Source organism: Shinella sp. M31, assembly GCF_049199205.1.
Taxonomy (GTDB): Bacteria; Pseudomonadota; Alphaproteobacteria; order Rhizobiales; family Rhizobiaceae; genus Shinella.
In genome coordinates this window covers 12,635-28,286 of sequence record NZ_JBLZPH010000140.1, presented here as the reverse complement: position 1 = coordinate 28,286, position 15,652 = coordinate 12,635, and the positions used below count along the sequence as shown (strand labels likewise).

18 protein-coding genes and 2 pseudogenes are annotated in these 15,652 nt (G+C 62.2%); 14 read left to right on the top strand and 6 right to left on the bottom strand.

Features of this window, described 5'->3' with window-relative positions:
- Nucleotides 1–271: 271 nt before the first annotated feature.
- Entirely contained in the window at nucleotides 272–697 is a 426-nt protein-coding gene (locus ACOZKU_RS22370) for a hypothetical protein (RefSeq protein ID WP_421580746.1), read from the bottom strand.
- 127 nt (nucleotides 698–824) lie between these two features.
- Nucleotides 825–1,094, bottom strand: a complete 270-nt coding sequence (locus ACOZKU_RS22365) for a helix-turn-helix domain-containing protein (protein WP_421580745.1) — start codon at nucleotides 1,092–1,094, stop codon at nucleotides 825–827.
- A 45-nt stretch (nucleotides 1,095–1,139) separates the two neighbouring features.
- On the opposite strand from ACOZKU_RS22365, the gene ACOZKU_RS22360 reads away from it, so the two are divergent.
- Both ACOZKU_RS22360 and ACOZKU_RS22355 read left to right on the top strand, forming a co-directional pair.
- On the top strand, nucleotides 1,140–1,649 hold the full coding sequence (locus tag ACOZKU_RS22360; RefSeq protein ID WP_421580744.1) for a hypothetical protein: 510 nt from the start codon (nucleotides 1,140–1,142) through the stop codon (nucleotides 1,647–1,649).
- A 33-nt stretch (nucleotides 1,650–1,682) separates the two neighbouring features.
- Nucleotides 1,683–1,922, top strand: a complete 240-nt coding sequence (locus ACOZKU_RS22355; protein WP_421580743.1) for a hypothetical protein — start codon at nucleotides 1,683–1,685, stop codon at nucleotides 1,920–1,922.
- 117 nt (nucleotides 1,923–2,039) lie between these two features.
- Here the strand turns inward: ACOZKU_RS22355 and ACOZKU_RS22350 are convergent, their stop codons facing one another.
- On the bottom strand, nucleotides 2,040–2,255 hold the full coding sequence (locus tag ACOZKU_RS22350) for a hypothetical protein (RefSeq protein ID WP_421580742.1): 216 nt from the start codon (nucleotides 2,253–2,255) through the stop codon (nucleotides 2,040–2,042).
- Nucleotides 2,256–2,761: 506 nt separating this feature from the next.
- Between ACOZKU_RS22350 and ACOZKU_RS22345 the strand changes: the two genes are divergently transcribed.
- The 5 genes from ACOZKU_RS22345 (at nucleotide 2,762) to ACOZKU_RS22325 (ending at nucleotide 6,635) form a co-directional block, all read left to right on the top strand.
- On the top strand, nucleotides 2,762–2,944 hold the full coding sequence (locus ACOZKU_RS22345; protein WP_421580741.1) for a hypothetical protein: 183 nt from the start codon (nucleotides 2,762–2,764) through the stop codon (nucleotides 2,942–2,944).
- Between the two features lie 196 nt (nucleotides 2,945–3,140).
- Nucleotides 3,141–4,127 (top strand): DUF3991 and toprim domain-containing protein, encoded by a 987-nt coding sequence (locus ACOZKU_RS22340; protein WP_421580740.1) that lies wholly within the window; start codon nucleotides 3,141–3,143, stop codon nucleotides 4,125–4,127.
- Nucleotides 4,128–4,238: 111 nt separating this feature from the next.
- Nucleotides 4,239–4,844, top strand: coding sequence for a DUF1419 domain-containing protein (locus ACOZKU_RS22335; RefSeq protein WP_421580739.1), 606 nt, complete (start codon nucleotides 4,239–4,241; stop codon nucleotides 4,842–4,844).
- Between the two features lie 11 nt (nucleotides 4,845–4,855).
- Complete coding sequence (locus tag ACOZKU_RS22330) at nucleotides 4,856–5,278, top strand: hypothetical protein (protein ID WP_421580738.1); 423 nt, start codon at nucleotides 4,856–4,858, stop codon at nucleotides 5,276–5,278.
- Nucleotides 5,279–6,050: 772 nt separating this feature from the next.
- Nucleotides 6,051–6,635 (top strand): hypothetical protein, encoded by a 585-nt coding sequence (locus tag ACOZKU_RS22325; protein WP_421580737.1) that lies wholly within the window; start codon nucleotides 6,051–6,053, stop codon nucleotides 6,633–6,635.
- Nucleotides 6,636–6,721: 86 nt separating this feature from the next.
- Here the strand turns inward: ACOZKU_RS22325 and ACOZKU_RS22320 are convergent.
- A pseudogene (locus ACOZKU_RS22320) lies at nucleotides 6,722–7,196 on the bottom strand (type II toxin-antitoxin system VapC family toxin).
- Nucleotides 7,193–7,442: pseudogene (locus tag ACOZKU_RS22315) on the bottom strand (type II toxin-antitoxin system Phd/YefM family antitoxin). Before ACOZKU_RS22315 ends, ACOZKU_RS22320 begins: the two co-directional pseudogenes overlap by 4 nt.
- Nucleotides 7,443–7,757: 315 nt before the next feature.
- On the opposite strand from ACOZKU_RS22315, the gene ACOZKU_RS22310 reads away from it, so the two are divergent.
- The 5 genes from ACOZKU_RS22310 to ACOZKU_RS22290 all read left to right on the top strand — a co-directional run bounded on the left by ACOZKU_RS22310 (nucleotide 7,758) and on the right by ACOZKU_RS22290 (nucleotide 12,367).
- Nucleotides 7,758–8,684, top strand: coding sequence for an ArdC family protein (locus ACOZKU_RS22310; RefSeq protein ID WP_421580736.1), 927 nt, complete (start codon nucleotides 7,758–7,760; stop codon nucleotides 8,682–8,684).
- Nucleotides 8,685–9,641: 957 nt separating this feature from the next.
- Nucleotides 9,642–9,950, top strand: a complete 309-nt coding sequence (locus tag ACOZKU_RS22305; protein ID WP_421580735.1) for a DUF736 domain-containing protein — start codon at nucleotides 9,642–9,644, stop codon at nucleotides 9,948–9,950.
- A 902-nt stretch (nucleotides 9,951–10,852) separates the two neighbouring features.
- Nucleotides 10,853–11,164, top strand: a complete 312-nt coding sequence (locus ACOZKU_RS22300; RefSeq protein WP_421580734.1) for a DUF736 domain-containing protein — start codon at nucleotides 10,853–10,855, stop codon at nucleotides 11,162–11,164.
- A 350-nt stretch (nucleotides 11,165–11,514) separates the two neighbouring features.
- Nucleotides 11,515–11,682, top strand: a complete 168-nt coding sequence (locus ACOZKU_RS22295; RefSeq protein WP_421580733.1) for a hypothetical protein — start codon at nucleotides 11,515–11,517, stop codon at nucleotides 11,680–11,682.
- A gap of 550 nt (nucleotides 11,683–12,232) precedes the next feature.
- Complete coding sequence (locus ACOZKU_RS22290) at nucleotides 12,233–12,367, top strand: hypothetical protein (protein WP_421580732.1); 135 nt, start codon at nucleotides 12,233–12,235, stop codon at nucleotides 12,365–12,367.
- A 178-nt stretch (nucleotides 12,368–12,545) separates the two neighbouring features.
- Here ACOZKU_RS22290 and ACOZKU_RS22285 read toward each other — a convergent pair whose 3' ends face one another.
- A complete protein-coding gene (locus ACOZKU_RS22285) occupies nucleotides 12,546–12,812 on the bottom strand; it encodes a WGR domain-containing protein (RefSeq protein WP_421580731.1) in 267 nt (88 codons plus the stop codon).
- A 462-nt stretch (nucleotides 12,813–13,274) separates the two neighbouring features.
- Between ACOZKU_RS22285 and repA the strand changes: the two genes are divergently transcribed.
- Complete coding sequence (gene repA / locus ACOZKU_RS22280; RefSeq protein WP_421580730.1) at nucleotides 13,275–14,492, top strand: plasmid partitioning protein RepA; 1,218 nt, start codon at nucleotides 13,275–13,277, stop codon at nucleotides 14,490–14,492.
- Nucleotides 14,489–15,520, top strand: a complete 1,032-nt coding sequence (gene repB, locus ACOZKU_RS22275; RefSeq protein WP_421580729.1) for a plasmid partitioning protein RepB — start codon at nucleotides 14,489–14,491, stop codon at nucleotides 15,518–15,520. Before repA ends, repB begins: the two co-directional genes overlap by 4 nt.
- Nucleotides 15,521–15,652: the final 132 nt, after the last annotated feature.

Genomic DNA, 15,652 nt, shown 5'->3' with positions numbered 1-15,652 from the left:
ACGCCACGCAAGTGCCTCGGCTACAAGACACCGGCCGAGGTCTTCCGCCAGAAGCTGCTCGCGCAGGTGCGATCGGGAGGATAGGATCAACGAGCCCGCAAGTCGCGCCTCGGCTTGAGCTCACACAGCCTGAAAGAGATCCCCGCCCGCATCGCCTCCAACGCCGCGCGCCTTTCATGATCCCGTTGCATTCCATCTGTCTTGCGAGAGACCTCATCATCTCTTTGTTTGGGCGCCTCCACTAGGCATAAGAGCGCGATCGAGATGCGCTCTATTTTGTCGGCTTGCAGACCAACGGCCGAAGTTCCCGCACGATGACGCCGGCCTTCGGCGACAACATCGCGCCAATCCAGTTGTCGGAAAACATCCTTGCCCCATCCGCCGCCGCAAGCCAGATCACCTCGTTGGTGTCGAGTTCGATTTTGACCTCGCTCCCGATCGGGCTGGCGGGGACGCTCTGGACGTAGTGGCGCTTGATCGGGTGGACCGTGCCCTGAAAATCCGTCAGTCGGTTCTCGCGATAATCCAGCCGGATCACCCCCTCTTCCGGAGCCGCCGCACAATCGACGGTGCGCTTGCAACGCAGGACCGAAGAAAATGCGCAGGACCAGGCGAAACCGCTCCGCCACATCGGATTGTCCGCGGCCCATGCGTTGGGTGTCGTCAGCAGCAGCGCCGCAAGCAGCCAGTGGTTCAAGACCCTTCACCCTCCTTTTTAGCCCGAACGCTGCGCCCAGACCGACTGTGAGAGTGATGATAAAATATAATTTATTGATTTCGCAGCAGCCCCGTCGCGACCGTGACGCTCAGCGGAGCGATCCGGTTCAGCTTTTGCTGTCCTTGATGCCCATCATCAACTCTTGAAGCGGGATTTTCATGTTCGTGCTGATCCGCGAGATCACCTGCAACGACGGGTTCGCCGTGGCATCGAGAATCCGGAAATAATAGGGCGCGGTGATCTCGCAGAGCTCCACCAGCTCTTTTTTGGTCAGCCCACGCTTCTCCCGCTCCCGTTCCATAACCGCCGCCATGTTCCGCAGGATCATGGTTCCAAGATCAGTGTCAGCCTTCTTACGCTTGATCGCCATCGCCATATAAACTATAATTTACGAATTGTCGTCAATGATGAGAAATTGCCGATGTCCGCCATAGCCACACCTGTCAACATCATCGTCGGAACGCTCCTGGCGGCCGTTTTGCTTCCGGCCGCCGCCAATGCGAGCGAATGGGGCTGCGAAGTCCTGCTGTGCGCTTCGTCTTCCAACCCGTCCTGGCGGGGCGTGTCCGCCTGCCATCCGCCGATGAACCGGCTGATCTCTGCGATGAAGAAGCCGGGATTCGACTGGCCGATCTGCCCGGAAGCGGGCACAGGCGCGCCAGGATATCAGCGATATGCGGAATGCCCGGAGGGCTATCGGGTGGGGAGCAGCAACGACCGCAATGGCTTCGCCAGGGAGGGGAACCTGTGCGTCAAGACAGTCAACATTTGCCAGGGCAATGTGCACGGCCTCTACAACTCTGATCGGCAGCGGAGCTGCATACAAACGGTCTCCATACCCCGACCGCTCAGGCCGGAACCTTATTTCTTCGACATCAAGAATGACACCTCTGGCCAAACCGAGCGGCATTGGTTCGGGGTCAACAGATAGATCGTTTTTTTCGGTTAAGGAAGGTTTAAATCCATGCGTACAGTTAACCGGCATACCCTGCCTGGCCACGTCGGCAACATTATACCGCTCAAAAATGTGCTGAAGGTGAACATCGCCACCAACAGGGAATGGCAAGCCGACGGGGAGCGGAAAACCGCTACCGATTGGGTGCAGGTGACGATCCTCGACAGGAAGCAGGCGGATTGGATCGAGGCCAATGGACGCGGGCGATCTCGTCTATGTCGAGTCCAGGATCTCGAATTCGAACTATGAACGCGAAGGGGAGCAGATTTACGCGACCGATGTCATTGCCCAGCTTTTCAATCTTGTTTCGAAGAAAGCGTCGTGACCTCTGCCGACGCGTCGCGGTGGTAGCTCGCCGGCTTGTTGTCACCATGCGTCGGCGTAGCGTCCGAGAATCGTCATGCCGCCGCCGAGGCGACCCTGTGCGAACAGGACACCTGCCGGTCGGTCACCATCCTTGTCTGGGACGGGGACAGCTTCATCTTGCACGACGCGCGCGGCGGCCGTGAGAAAATCCGCATCGAGAACATCGACGCGCTGGATCGATGGACGATGCGCCGCTGAGCGGTCGGCGGCGGTCAAGGCAAAAAACGAACTCGTGCGGCTATTGGACGACGGGCGGATCAGCCTGGTGAGAGGCAAGCTCGATCGTTATCGGCGCCAGTTGGCGCGGGTGATCTCGGACAACGGCGATGTCGGCGACCGGCTTGTCACGCTAGGGCTCGTACGTCGCTGGGATGGCCGGCGGAAACCCTGGTGTCCCGGCTGATCTCCGGCGTTCGACCGCGCGGCAGATAGCGCCACGGATCGTCGGCAAAACAGGACGCGTCCATCCAGGGCAAAGCGAAGGAGATGAGTTCTGACGCGACGTTCACGCGGCATATCCCGCCTCCAGCAGGGGCGTCCCAATCCCGCTCTTCTGGGATGGCGGCCTGGCCCGGTTCGGTGCTTGTGCGATCAACCCGCAGGGGGTCCGCTAGCAAGCTGCGGCCGCTTCGGCATGCGCCTTCGCGGTGATCGCGCCCCGGCCCGGGCCAATCATGGCGCCATCGAGCGGGAATTAGCCCGCTCCCCGATGGAGCCTCACGATGTCGCACGCTCTCTCTCTTGCTCAATCCCATGCGTTTCACCTGGCGCGCACCCTCATGGTTCCGGTGACCTTGTTCCGATCCGCCGGCGAGTACGGCGTGCTGCCGAGCGAGGAACTCGACGACGCCGACGTCGATGTGATCCACGAGATCGATCCCTTCGACTTCGGGCCGGCTCATTGAGCCTGCCCTGCCCTCCGGCCTAGGGTGCCGCATCCATGCGGCGCCCGCAAGGGAAGCTGCGCCGCGGCGGGCTCGGGTGCCCTCGCCCCAATCTCCGCGCCCTTGCAGCCGCCGCCTGGTGCGGCGGGACTGGATTTGCTGCGCAACGTGTGTGGACGAGAACGAAGGGAGCGGCCGCTGGCGCGGCCGAAGAAGCATGAAAAGAGCAGAAATCGCGGAGCTGAAGGACAAGGTCAACTGTGGCGCGCTGCTGGAGCGCGCGGGGTTTGCCATCGACGTCAAGGAGAGCACGCGCCGGGCAGTCAAATACCGACGCGGTGGCGAGATCGTCATCGTGACACATGAAGGAAAGGGCTGGTTCGATCCCCACAGCGACGATAAGGGCGACATCTTCGCCCTCGTGTGTCGCCTTGATAATGTCGGCTTCGGGGAATGCCTCGAAACCGTCGCCGGCCTCATCGGATTCCGGACCAGCGAACCGGTTTGGGCGCCGCGCGAGCGACGTGCCGTGCTGGGCCTTGCCGACCAGTGGAAGGCAAGGCGAACCCCATGGCGTGGTTCCGCGACCTGGCGCTACCTCGTCGGCTCCCGCTTCTTGCCTCCGATGGTTCTGCGGCGGGCAATCGCGGAAAATCGGCTGCGAGAGGGTCCTTACGGGAGCATGTGGGCGGCGCATACGGATGATCTCGGAGTCGTCTGCGGCTGGGAGGAGCGCGGCCCCGATTGGCGCGGCTTTTCGACCGGCGGCTCGAAGACCCTCTTTCGTTTTGGCAGACCTGATGCCCTGCGCATGTGCGTGACGGAGGCGGCGATCGACGCCATGAGCCTTGCCGCCTTCGAGGGCCTACGGGAGGGCTCGCTTTACCTCAGCACCGGCGGGGGATGGTCTCCGCTGACGGATGCCGCGTTGCGCGCCCTGGCGTCTCGCCCCGGCGCCATGCTGGTCGCCGCGACCGACGCGAACGATCAGGGGGAGACCTATGCCGAGCGCCTACGTGCGCTGGCCGAGAACGCCGGCTGCCGCTGGCAGCGGCTCCGGCCGCTGGCCGACGATTGGAACGAGGCGCTGCAGCAAAAAGGGAAGGAGAAACAGGAAAAAAGGGAGGAATGGAACAAGAGGAGGCCTGCCGCATGCGCGTCGCCCGCGTCAAGGGAGGCTTTGCCCGGCAGAGCCGGCCCTTGACCCGGCCGCTCGCGATGCCGGCGGCGCGGGAGGGGTAACAGAGGATTGAAGAACAGGTGAGGTCGAGATGCCTGCGCCGCGCTTCGGTCCGATAAACTCGAGGAGCCGCACATGACCACCGCACCCGCCATCCGCAAGGTTTTCCAAGGCGTCGCCGATCGCCGCCAGATGTATCGCATGTTCGACCGCCATACCGGGCGCACGACGCACAATGCCGATGATGCGACCACCCTCTATGCAGGGGAATGGTTCGAGATCGATGAGGCGGAACACGACTATATGTTTGCCGTCGAAGCTCCACTCTGGATTCGCGGCTCGATGTTTGCGCTCCGCCAGTTTCTGACCGGCACGGTGACATCGGTGTTCTTCGCCCTTAGCATCGACGACGCCATCCGCTATTTCCATGGATACTGCGATCTTTCGGATGATGACGCCGTCGAGGCAATGCGCCTCGCCATCATCGAACGCGAAAGCCGGCCCGTGCGGGCGATGACGCGCGATGAACGTCTCGAGCACATCTGGAGCAGCACCGCGGAGCCCTATCGTGGTTATACCGGTGACCGGTGGCCCTATGCGTCGCGCGGCCAGCGCACCGTGCTCTTCTTCGGCGGCAAACTAGGCAGCGTGCCAAGGTTGCTTAATTCCCTTACCGACGAGGAGGTCGCCGCCAAGCTGCCAGTGCATCTGCGCTACCTGCCCGATGCCGTTGCGTCGTAAGGGAGGCAGAGATGACCTACCGCGTTTCATGGGACATCGACATCGATGACGCCGCCTCTCCATTGGACGCAGCGCGCAAGGCGTACGCCATAATCTGCCGACCAGACAAGTCCGCCAACATCTACAATGTCGAGGCGCCGGACGGCGTCGTCACCGTCGTGGATCTGGAAGAAGCCGCCCGCCCGGCGGTAGTCAACCGCCAGCCTCCCCTCTACCGGACGCTTGAGGCCGCCGAGCGCTTCATTGCCGGTTTCGAGGACGACGCGCTGCAGGAGGGCGTCGAACAGCTACTTGCGGATCTCCGTGCTGTCCTGCAGGGCTGTAGCGATCGCCAGATCGTCGACGAGGCCAATGCGCTCGCCGCCGCTGATGCAGCCCCTGACCAGCCGCCCGCGACGCGGGCTGCGAACCGTGTCCGCATAGGTCTGAAGTAGGTAGGACGCCCCTCCTCCCCAGGCCCGAAGAAACCTCCCGTCCCATTGCACGCGCCCTCCCCTGCTGGAACCCGGTTCCCGCGGGATGGCGAAACCGTCGAGCGAAGAGCCGCACTGTTCAAGGAACTCGTGGCGCTTCTGCGGGAGCCGGTGCAGTCGATGGGCATCTCGCGGCATGATTTCGAGAACTGGTTGCCTCGCGCCAAGGCGGCTCTGGTGAAGGCCGATGCGATCACTGATGATAACGCAGTCTCTCGATAAGCATCCCATCGAGGCCAGCAGCCTCACCCGGATCGTGCGCTGGAAATTGCGGCTATCGTCTTCGATGACGTGATGACGGCCTCGGTTCACGATGCATCAACACGGTCTCTCAGGCGTGGTGAGGCTGGACCAGTTTAATGGCGTGCGTCGTTGATCACCGCCGTCAGTCTGATGGCGCGGGGTATTTGGTCCCGCCGATTTCCGCCCAGTTCTGGAGACATGCCAGCCCCTTGCCGGAGCACCCTTCGGATCTGCACGGTCATAATCCGGCGGCCGGTCGTTTCAAGGCCGCTGCGCGCCGCGTTGCGGCCGGTTCGTCCTCCCCTCGCAAGGCAAGCCCGCGTCCCGCGCAGGGCTGCGCCCGCTTGTCCGCAAGCCTGCCTTGCTCGATCGGGTGCCCCGGACCTGTGAAAGCGCCCGTCTGACCGCCGGCTTTTCTCGACCGCACCGAAGGGCGCTCCGGCAAGGGGCTGGCGCTGAGCCTTCGGAAGAAACCGAGAAGGAATCGAACATGGCCAAGCCCGCAACCAATCGCCAGACCGCTCGCGTCGTCCCGCTCCGCAAGGGCTCCTCCCTCGAAATGGTCCGACTCAGCTGTCCGGATGCGGCCCAGGCGACGCTGATCGCCGAAAGCTTCGGGGCCGCCGTCGTCGATGGCGACGGCATCCGCGATATCCACGAACGGCTGATCGTCGAGACCGCCGACAGCCTCTCTGAAGGCCTCGCCGACAAAGCCATGCAGATCCACCTGCAGCGCATCGTCGGTGCCTTCGTCGGGTCGGCGCACGGAGCCGGGCAGTTCTACAGCCGCGCTGTGACGGAAGCCCGCGACGCGACGGCCAAGGCGGCAAATGACGCCCGCGGCGACGATCGTGACGGGATCGTCGGCTACGACAGCTCCGCCCAGCGCAAGCGAGAATTCGCGGCCGACATGGGCATCCAGGCATTCTCGCTCCGCATGGCCGCCGAAGGCGCGGTCGCGGCCTACGAACACGTCGTCGGCGAAGCCTGGAAGCCCTTCGACCGCCCGGTCGACAATCCTGGCCAGGCGCTCGACCGCAAAGCGGCCGAAGCGCAGATGGCGGCGCTTGGATGAGTTGCCACCGGCGGGGCTTCGGCCCCGCCTACCCCCAAATCCGTCCCCTTCACGCCCGTTCTTTGGAACGCGGACTTTCCCTGGCGCTACCGCGGCTTTCGTCGTTGTGGGCTCAGCGGAAATGCTGCCGGATCATCGGTCCATGGATCGAACACGACCGCGCCGGAGCGCCGTGTGTCCTTCACGTTACGCGTCACGAGATAGAGATCCTGCTCGATAGCGGTTGCTGCGAGAAGCGTGCCGATCACCGGCGGCGGGGTGCCCGGTGTCCTTCTTCACCTCTCTCGAGATGCGCCCCCAACGTCGGACGGCCTCGTCGCGGAGCGAGAGAACCCGTTCACCGAACCGATCCGCCAGCGCGTCGCGCGCCGCGATGTATCGGGGCCGGTCCGGATGGTCGTCCGGCAGGTTATCGATCCCCTTGTCGTATTCCACGAGCGTCAGCACGCTGAGATGAAACGTGGTTTCGTCCTGGCTTGCGGCCCATGCCTTCACTGAAGGCGCGCCCTGCGGGTTGATCAATGCGGCGACCACATCGGTGTCGAGCAGCCAGCCCTTCAAAGGTCGATATCCCGGCCGTGGTCGGGCTCGCGTTCGAGATCGAGCCCGCTAAGATGCAGATCCTCCATGAACCGGACGAAGGGCACACGTGGCGTCGTTGGCGCCAGCCGCTCGAATTCCTCGACGCTCATGATGACGACCGCATCGTGGCCTCGCACGGTCACCCGTTGGGGACCGTCTTCACGGGCGTGCCGGACCACCTCGCTGAAGCGCGCCTTCGCGTCCGAGCTTCCAGCGCCCTGTCATCGCCGGCCTCCTGGTTCCTGGCAGTTGCGTTTGCTTACTCATTGCTCTCACCTAGTCAGATGGTCAGATATATAGCGTATCTAATGCTCCCACCGCCAGCGCGCCGCCCGATCAAGACCGAACAATAAGAGGAAAAACCGGCGCGACACGACCCGTCCGACTTCGGTCCTGCCGGGGCCGGGGTTTCCCAGCAAGGGCTTGCGCCCTCCTCCACTTCGTTGCGGCGCTCCGCGTGCGCGTCCCCCTGATGCCCCGGCCTTCGGACCGCCGCGACGGGTCGCGATAGGCGCGACCTCTGGAACGGAGGTTGAGAACATGAGGAAAACGCAGGAAAGCCAGCGCGTCGACGTCTATACGCGGATTACCGATCGGATCGTTGAGGATCTCGGAAAGGGCGTCCGGCCTTGGGTGCAGCCCTGGCGCGCGTCCAACGCCGAGGGCAGGATCACCCGGCCGTTGCGGCACAACGGCCTTCCCTATTCGGGGATGAACGTGCTGCTGTTGTGGTCCGAAGGCATCGCGCGGGGCTTCTCCTCGCCCATGTGGATGACCTTCAAGCAGGCGCTCGAACTTGGCGCGGCCGTCCGAAAGGGAGAATCCGGCTCCACGGTCGTGTTTGCCAGTCGCTTCACCAGGACGGAGGCGGACGGCAGCGGCGGCGACATCGAGCGCGAAATCCCCTTCCTCAAGGCGTACTCGGTGTTCAACGTCGAACAGATCGACGGCCTGCCGGAGCATTATTATCGCCCACCCGCCCCCGTTCTCGATCCGGTCGAGCGGATCGAACATGCCGATCGCTTCTTCCGCAACACCGGCGCAATGATCCGCCACGGCGGCGCGAAGGCGTTCTACAGCCCGGCGACGGATCACATCCAGATGCCTGTCTTCGAGAGTTTCAGGGACGCGGCCTCGTATTACGCGACCCTCAGCCATGAGGCTGGCCATTGGACGGCGCTTCCAAGCCGGGTTGGGCGCGATTTCAGCCGCTACGCGAAGGTCAGAACCGAGCGGGTGCGAGAAGAACTCGTGGCAGAGCTTTCGAGCTGCTTCGTCTGTGCAGACCTCGGCATCTCTCCCGAACTGGAACCGCGCCCCGACCATGCTTCCTATGTTCAGTCCTGGCTGGACGTCCTGTCGAACGACAAAAGAGCGATCTTCCAGGCCGCCGCGCACGCGCAACGGGCCGTCGCCTATCTTCACGGCCTGCAGCCGGTTGTGGCCGAGGACGGGGAGGCAGCTTGATGGCGTTCCATTCCGTTGCCAGCTTCCAATCCTCGCCTCCCCTTTCTCGGGTTCGGACGGAGGGCATTGAATTTTTCTTAGCTAGAATTAATACTCTGTTAACCGTCGACTGGGGGTGGAGCGCTTGATGGCGACAGTACCGGCGACTCCAGGAACGAACGGTTGCAATCGTTACGAGGAGCCGGTCGAGGGTGGCACGATGGTCGCCGTGTTTGTCTGCGGCCTGGCTGTAGACGGAACGGCGCCGGGTGAGGTCCTCCGACTGACGGAGCGTCGTCAAAGTGACCGGTAACATCTGCAGGCGAGTTCTTGGATTGCCTAATTCGACAACAGCACCGATCCTCGTCAACCTCGGAAGGGGAAATCAAGCGTCGCCTCGATGCAAGGCGGCATGCCGTTCGGTCCGAAATGCCTGCTGATTGGACTTTCAGTTTCCGAGGTCGACTGCATGCGCAGAAGCGTCACCAGCGAGGATGCGCCGGCGTGGCACTCTTCGGACCCTGGGCGAATTTGGAACTCACCATTTGGCCGCTGGGCCAGCTACACACTCGAAAGCCGTCCACAATTGAGGCGGGGATAGCGACCATGCGATCTGCGATCCTTGGTTGAGAAGGTGATCTTCGCGACGTTTGACGACATCGACATGGAAAACGGCAGCAGGCGCTTGGCTGTCAAAGGTGTGGCCTGTCCGGCCGCCTGATTGGCCGCGGCCACCACGTCCTCGACGGGGCTTGTCTGATCGGAGACTGGCCGTGCCGCGATCGTCCTCCCGCACCGGCCTGCGCAGCATTCTTCCCCTGGCGGCCGTTCCGCCATTCCTCGCGCGCCAAGAACGCTTCTCCCGTCCGTCCTCCACGTTGTTGCGGCCCGGTGGGGGCGGTCCGATCGCCCCGATCGCATCGACAGCCATCGAGGACGCGATGGACGCGGCTCGAACAACCCGAAAAGATCACGACCATGGCAGTCATCGGCAACTTCACCGCATCCGGCAACGTCATCTCCGGCACCGTCCGCACCCTCACCGTCACCATGAAGGCACGCCTCAACCCGATCGAACGTACCTCCCGTGACGCGCCCGACTTCCGCATTATGTCGGGCATGGCCGAAGTCGGCGCTGGCTGGAATGCCACCAACGAGGGCGAGACCTACATCTCGGTCAAGCTCGACGATCCGAGCTTCAACGCTCCGATCAACGCCGCCCTTTGGCCCTCGCAGAACGAGGGCGACTACGACTTGGTCTGGAACCGTCCCAAGCACGACGCCTGAGGCCGCCAACCACGAGGCTCTGCCATCGAGCGGAACCTCTCTTCTATTTGCTTCCGAGAAAAAGTTCTCAGCTGAGAACTTTTCGCATCGAGGTTTTGACTATCATGCGTTTCCGGTGCCCACGTTCTGAAGCGTCGTGGAGAGACAGCTCGGCACAGGTCCCTGAAGGCTCACGAAGATCGTCGGCCGTGGCCAAGGCGCCGGGATCGCCCGGCGGACCCCGATACGTTACGCTGGTCACCGATCATGGTGGGTGCCAGCGGTGCCCGCGTCATGGCAAACTCGACCCTTTGCCACCGAAGCCGGAGAGTCGACCGGCTGTATGCCATCATCTTTTTACGATGCCGATATTGTTCTTGTACCCTGCTTCTTTGTGGAGTCTCCCGTTTCCTTTTCCACTGGGGGGCGAACCTGATGCACGTGTACCGACGCGGTGATGAAGGCTGCGGACCCAGTTCGCCATTGTGGTGGCGGCCGAGGTCACACCGCCGGCCTCGTCCGCCTGCATCTCTTATGGGCTCCGCAGGATGCGGCCGCGTGGATCCTCTCCGGAAGGAGAAAGCAGGGGCAAGAACTGGCCTTGTCGGTCACGGCGGGCGGTGGGACCACCGATGTCTGTGTCGGCGATCCGACCGTTTGCCGGATTGGCCGCGGCCACCGCGTCCTCGACGGGGCTTCTCTGATCGGAGACTGGCCGTGCCGCGATCGTCCTCCCGCAACGGCCTGCGCAGCATTCTTCCCCTGGCGGCCGTTCCGCCATTCCTCGCGCGCCAAGAAAGCTTCTCCCGTCCGTCCTCCACGTTGTTTCGGCCTGGTGGGTGCGGTCCGATCGTCCCCGATCTCATCGACAGCCATCGAGGACGCGATGGACGCGGCCCGAATAACCCGAAAGGATCACGACCATGGCAGTCATCGGCAACTTCACCGCATCCGGCAACGTCATCTCCGGCACCGTCCGCACCCTTACCGTCACCATGAAGGCACGCCTCAATCCGATCGAACGTACCTCCCGCGACGCGCCCGACTTCCGCATCATGTCGGGCATGGCCGAAGTCGGCGCTGGCTGGAATGCCACCTCCAACGACGGCGAGACTTACATCTCGGTCAAGCTCGACGATCCGAGCTTCAACGCTCCGATCAACGCCGCCCTTTGGCCCTCGCAGAACGAGGGCGATTACGACCTGGTCTGGAACCGCCCCAAGCGCGACGCCTGAGGCCGCCAACCACGAGGCTCCGTCATTTAGCGGAGCCTCTCTTCTATTTGCTTCCGAGGAAAAGTTCTCAGCTGAGAACTTTCTCCCGCGCAAGGGATGACCTGAGGCGGGCGCTGCGCTGCGCCCAAAAAAGTGGTGCCCCAAGAACCCACAATGCCTGCTCAGTCCGACCGAGGGTGCCATGGCGACGGCAAGGCCTCAAGGACGAGCGGTTCCCCCAATTTTGCCGCTACTCGACAAAATCGGCTCCCCCCCACTCGCCGGCGCTGCCGGTCGCTGCCGCGCTCCTTGACCCCTCGCCGCCACCATGACCGCGGGCGTCATCTTTCTCAAACGTCAAGGAGATGACGATGACCTACGACCTCGACCGCACGATCCTCGAACTCGATGCCGAACTCCGCAACGCCCATCCTGACGAGCGCCGCCATATCGAAGCCGAACTTCAACTCGCGCTGGCCGAACGTGAGGCGGCCTTCGCTGAAATGACCGAAGCAACAAGCGCCGAGCCGCCCTTCTAAGGCGGATTTTCCTGTCAACTGGCTGCCTGGTCGCTGGCCGCCTCTCACCCGCGCAGCCACCTTTTCGACGATGTTGAGACGCCAGGCGCGGGAAAGCCGGTTTTCGCTTGCTGCAAGGACGGTGGCGGGAAATGTGGGAGACGGACCGTGATGGGCCAACGCAGCCGTCTGTGCAATCCCAAGCGCTTACCATCTTCTCCGGCAATACATTCAGTGTGAAAGTGCCCGGACGCGATCCCACATCGCAAGGCACCTTCGCGATTGGCGCTGCCTCAGAGCCGCGATCGATCACCCTAATCTTCGCCCTGGAAGAGGGCCTGGGAAACGGGCCAGGGATTTGCGGCCTGCAGGGCGACCGTCTGATCATCGTCACGGCCGAACCGTACTGTCCCTTTCCGACCGAATTCAATGGCGCCCCTGGTCTTCCCCTCAAGATGATCGTCCGAAACTGACATGTGGGCCTTGAGTGCCGCGACCGCGATGACCGTACCTTTTGGTTAAATATGACCTGTCGGATTCGGGAGACGTCGACCTGCAGGGCAAATGGCTGATGATCCGCTACGAGAACGGCGGGATTCAGCAAGTCACCGCTCAATCGCCTGCCAAACACCTTCTTTCGATTGCCGGCAACAGCTTTGAACTCGCCCGTCCAGGCCGCAGCCCAACCGATGTGGGAACTTCGTGATTGATAATGGCACGATTCCTAGAGCCATCACCTGGGTCACCACAATCAGCCAGTAGGCGTAGCCCATTGCGCGGGATCTACGGTCTATTGAGCGATCGTCTGGTTCTGGTCACGGCAGATCTCTTCAAGCCGCAACCGACCGAGTTTCGCGGCGCCCTAGGCAATACCTTACCTGACTTCATTCACGCTTGAGGCCGAGACAAACAGCTTGTAGCCGCCGGCTCGTTTTTTTTTGCAACAGTTCGAGAAAGAGCGCTACGGCATCTGTCTCGCGGGCGAAATGGCAGACCATCTCCCGCCCTGTGCTTCCGATCCTTCCCCATCGCCGCGTCACCGCGGTTTCCCCAAATAATGTCGGCTCGATCGACATCGCATAAAAGCGCGCCATGTTGCGCGTCTTGTCGGTGCGTTCAATATAAATACGGTAGGGTTCCACGATTGTCATACGGCAAGAATCGGCGATCGGCTGGTTATCGTCCAGCGAGACTTATGAATCGGTGCGTCACCTTCGATTCAGGACGTTGATGGATGAAGCAATCGGGCGAGCCCTTGCCAGGGACGGCTCTATTCACGCGCGAGCGCTCCTGAAGCCCGCGGGAGGTCTTCGCCGATCCCGGTGACGATCCTCTCGCCAAGGTGGCCTCAATCTGTCCACCACTTCCTGGTCGCTCATTTTGTCTGAGAATCGCGACACGCAGAAAAGAGAAGGGAAGGGGAGAGCTCGTGCTTGCAAGATGCCAAGACTCGCGAATCGGGCACCTCCCCAAAAGACAGAAGCCCGCAGTGAGAACTTTCTGTTCGGAAGGGAAGGTGTTAACCTTTCGTTAATCCAATTCTCCTTGACCAGCTCTGCGACTCGGATCATTTTTACGCTCAATTGCGGATTTCACTCGGTTGAGCGTTTAAAATGAATTCAGTCGCTACTCAGTCTCTGGCGCGTGCATCAGCGGTCCCATCGCTAACCCGCCTCATCGAGGCCGACGCCGATCTCCTCAGCGCGCAGCTCCAGCAGTTGCGGGCGCGCGCATTTCCTCCGACGGCCGAAAAGCAGCTGCGCAAATTTATGGCGGGTGAGGCCGCCAAGCTTATCGGAATCAGTGATGCCTACCTTCGCACGCTGGCGGCGGAAGGGAGCATTCCCGATGCGGAAAAAAATGGCGCCGGACGCCGCCTCTATTCGCTTGAGCAGATCCACGAGATCCGACACTACCTGAGCGGCAACAAGAAGGGTTACTCGCCGCAGCGCACCGGCAACGAAACGCTGCAGGTCATCGCCGTGACCAATTTCAAGGGTGGGTCGGGCAAGACGACGACCGCCGCGCATCTCGCGCAATATTTCGCGCTCCGAGGCTATCGCACGCTGGCTGTCGATCTCGATCCACAGGCGTCGCTTTCGGCACTCTTCGGTATCCAGCCCGAATTCGACCTCGGTCCAAACGAAACTATGTACGGCGCTATCCGCTATGACGATCAGCAGCGACCGCTCGCAGACATCATCCGCAGTACCTATTTTACCGGCCTCGACATCATGCCGGGCAATCTCGAACTTCAGGAGTTCGAGCACGACACGCCGCGCATCCTCAGCGAACGGTCGCGCAATCGCGAACAGATGTTTTTCACGCGCATTGCCACCGCGCTTGCGTCAGTCGAGAAAAACTACGACGTCGTAATCCTCGATTGCCCGCCCTCGCTTGGCTACCTGACGCTGTCGGCTCTTTGTGCGGCCCGCAGTGTCGTCGTCACCATCCACCCCCAGATGCTGGACGTAGCCTCGATGTCGCAATTCCTGCACATGACGGCCGGCCTGTTCGATGTTGTCGAAAAGGCGGGTGGCAATGCCGAATACGACTTCTTCCGCTACGCGGTCACGCGCTACGAGCCGAGCGACGGCCCGCAAGGCCAGATCGTCGGGTTGCTGAAGAGCCTATTCGGGGATCGGGTGCTAACCAACGCCATGGTCAAATCAGCAGCAATCTCGGATGCCGGCATCACCAAGCAGACGCTGTACGAGGTCGGGCGCGAGAATTTCACGCGCGCCACCTACGACCGGGCGATCGAGTCGCTCGACAACATGAACGGTGAAATCGAAATGCTCGTCAAACAAGCCTGGGGGCGTAAGACATGAGCAGGCGAAGCGACCAACTCAAAAGCTTTCTCGAGCCTATCCAGCAGCCTGCGGTGACCGCGACGGCGGAGGCTGCGCTGCGGCAAAAGCCGGCGGTCCAGTCCGGTGCGCTGAATTCGATGAACCAGGCGATTGCAAATCTGGCGACCGAGGCCGAGGAAGCTGATCGGCTTCGCGCGCAACTCGAAGCCGGCGAGACCGTGGTCGAACTCGATCCTGCGGTCATTCATCGTTCCTTCGTCAAGGACCGTATCGACGACTATACCGGGACGAGCTTTGTCGAGTTGCGTGAAAGCTTGCGCAAATCCGGCCAGATCGTCCCAGTTCTGGTGCGTCCGCACCCCGAGATCCCAGGGGAGTACCAGCTCGCCTTCGGCCATCGCCGCCTGGAGGCGCTTCGACAGATCGGCTCCAAGGTCAAGGCGGTCGTCCGGCCCCTCTCCGATGAAGATCTGATCCGCGCCCAAGGCAAGGAAAATACCGACCGCCTGGACCTCTCCTTCATCGAGAAGGCGCTGTTTGCCCTGCGTCTCGAGGAGATGGGCATTCGCCGGCATGTCATCATGGACGCGCTGACGACGACGTCGAAGGGCGTTCTGTCCGGGATGATCTCACTTGCGAGTTCCCTCCCCGCGGATCTGATCGAAGCGATCGGGCCAGCGCCTTCGATCGGCCGCCCGCGCTGGGAAAGCATGGCGAGCTTGATCACCGAGGCCAATGGCGAAGAGGCATGGCGGCAGCTGATCGACGATAGCGCGTTTCGCGCCCGCTCGAGCGATCTGCGTTTCGAGGCCGTCATGCGGGCGCTGACGCCGCGCAAGGCCGCCGTCAGCAACGAGCGCGTCATCCAGACAGGGGAGGGGCGCCGGATCGCCACGGCCCAGTTCGCCAAGCGGGCTGTGAAGGTGACGATCCAAACGAAGGATTCGCCAGATTTTGCGGAGTTTCTCCTGCGGAAGCTGCCAGACATTTACGCCGCGTATGTCTCGGAAGGGACAGGCACCGTTAAGACTGAAACACAGGAGTAGGATGCAAAAGAAAAAGGCCCCCAAGCGGTAAAACCGTGGAAGCCTCTCTCGTATTCCGTGACAAGAGCGAGAATCGCATTTCCACGAATCCCAGTCAAGAGTCTTTGGCACCGTTTTGGTGAGCGGATTTCT

Excerpts from the sequence above, each read along its gene's own strand:
- repA (WP_421580730.1), top strand. The coding sequence starts at position 13,275 with ATGAATTCAGTCGCTACTCAGTCTCTGGCGCGTGCATCAGCGGTCCCA.
- ACOZKU_RS22360 (WP_421580744.1), top strand. The coding sequence starts at position 1,140 with ATGTCCGCCATAGCCACACCTGTCAACATCATCGTCGGAACGCTCCTG.
- ACOZKU_RS22290 (WP_421580732.1), top strand. The coding sequence starts at position 12,233 with ATGATCCGCTACGAGAACGGCGGGATTCAGCAAGTCACCGCTCAATCG.
- ACOZKU_RS22310 (WP_421580736.1), top strand. The coding sequence starts at position 7,758 with ATGAGGAAAACGCAGGAAAGCCAGCGCGTCGACGTCTATACGCGGATT.
- ACOZKU_RS22330 (WP_421580738.1), top strand. The coding sequence starts at position 4,856 with ATGACCTACCGCGTTTCATGGGACATCGACATCGATGACGCCGCCTCT.
- repB (WP_421580729.1), top strand. The coding sequence starts at position 14,489 with ATGAGCAGGCGAAGCGACCAACTCAAAAGCTTTCTCGAGCCTATCCAG.
- ACOZKU_RS22285 (WP_421580731.1), bottom strand. The coding sequence starts at position 12,812 with ATGACAATCGTGGAACCCTACCGTATTTATATTGAACGCACCGACAAG.
- ACOZKU_RS22355 (WP_421580743.1), top strand. The coding sequence starts at position 1,683 with ATGCGTACAGTTAACCGGCATACCCTGCCTGGCCACGTCGGCAACATT.
- ACOZKU_RS22300 (WP_421580734.1), top strand. The coding sequence starts at position 10,853 with ATGGCAGTCATCGGCAACTTCACCGCATCCGGCAACGTCATCTCCGGC.
- ACOZKU_RS22340 (WP_421580740.1), top strand. The coding sequence starts at position 3,141 with ATGAAAAGAGCAGAAATCGCGGAGCTGAAGGACAAGGTCAACTGTGGC.
- ACOZKU_RS22345 (WP_421580741.1), top strand. The coding sequence starts at position 2,762 with ATGTCGCACGCTCTCTCTCTTGCTCAATCCCATGCGTTTCACCTGGCG.
- ACOZKU_RS22365 (WP_421580745.1), bottom strand. The coding sequence starts at position 1,094 with ATGGCGATGGCGATCAAGCGTAAGAAGGCTGACACTGATCTTGGAACC.
- ACOZKU_RS22325 (WP_421580737.1), top strand. The coding sequence starts at position 6,051 with ATGGCCAAGCCCGCAACCAATCGCCAGACCGCTCGCGTCGTCCCGCTC.
- ACOZKU_RS22305 (WP_421580735.1), top strand. The coding sequence starts at position 9,642 with ATGGCAGTCATCGGCAACTTCACCGCATCCGGCAACGTCATCTCCGGC.
- ACOZKU_RS22295 (WP_421580733.1), top strand. The coding sequence starts at position 11,515 with ATGACCTACGACCTCGACCGCACGATCCTCGAACTCGATGCCGAACTC.
- ACOZKU_RS22335 (WP_421580739.1), top strand. The coding sequence starts at position 4,239 with ATGACCACCGCACCCGCCATCCGCAAGGTTTTCCAAGGCGTCGCCGAT.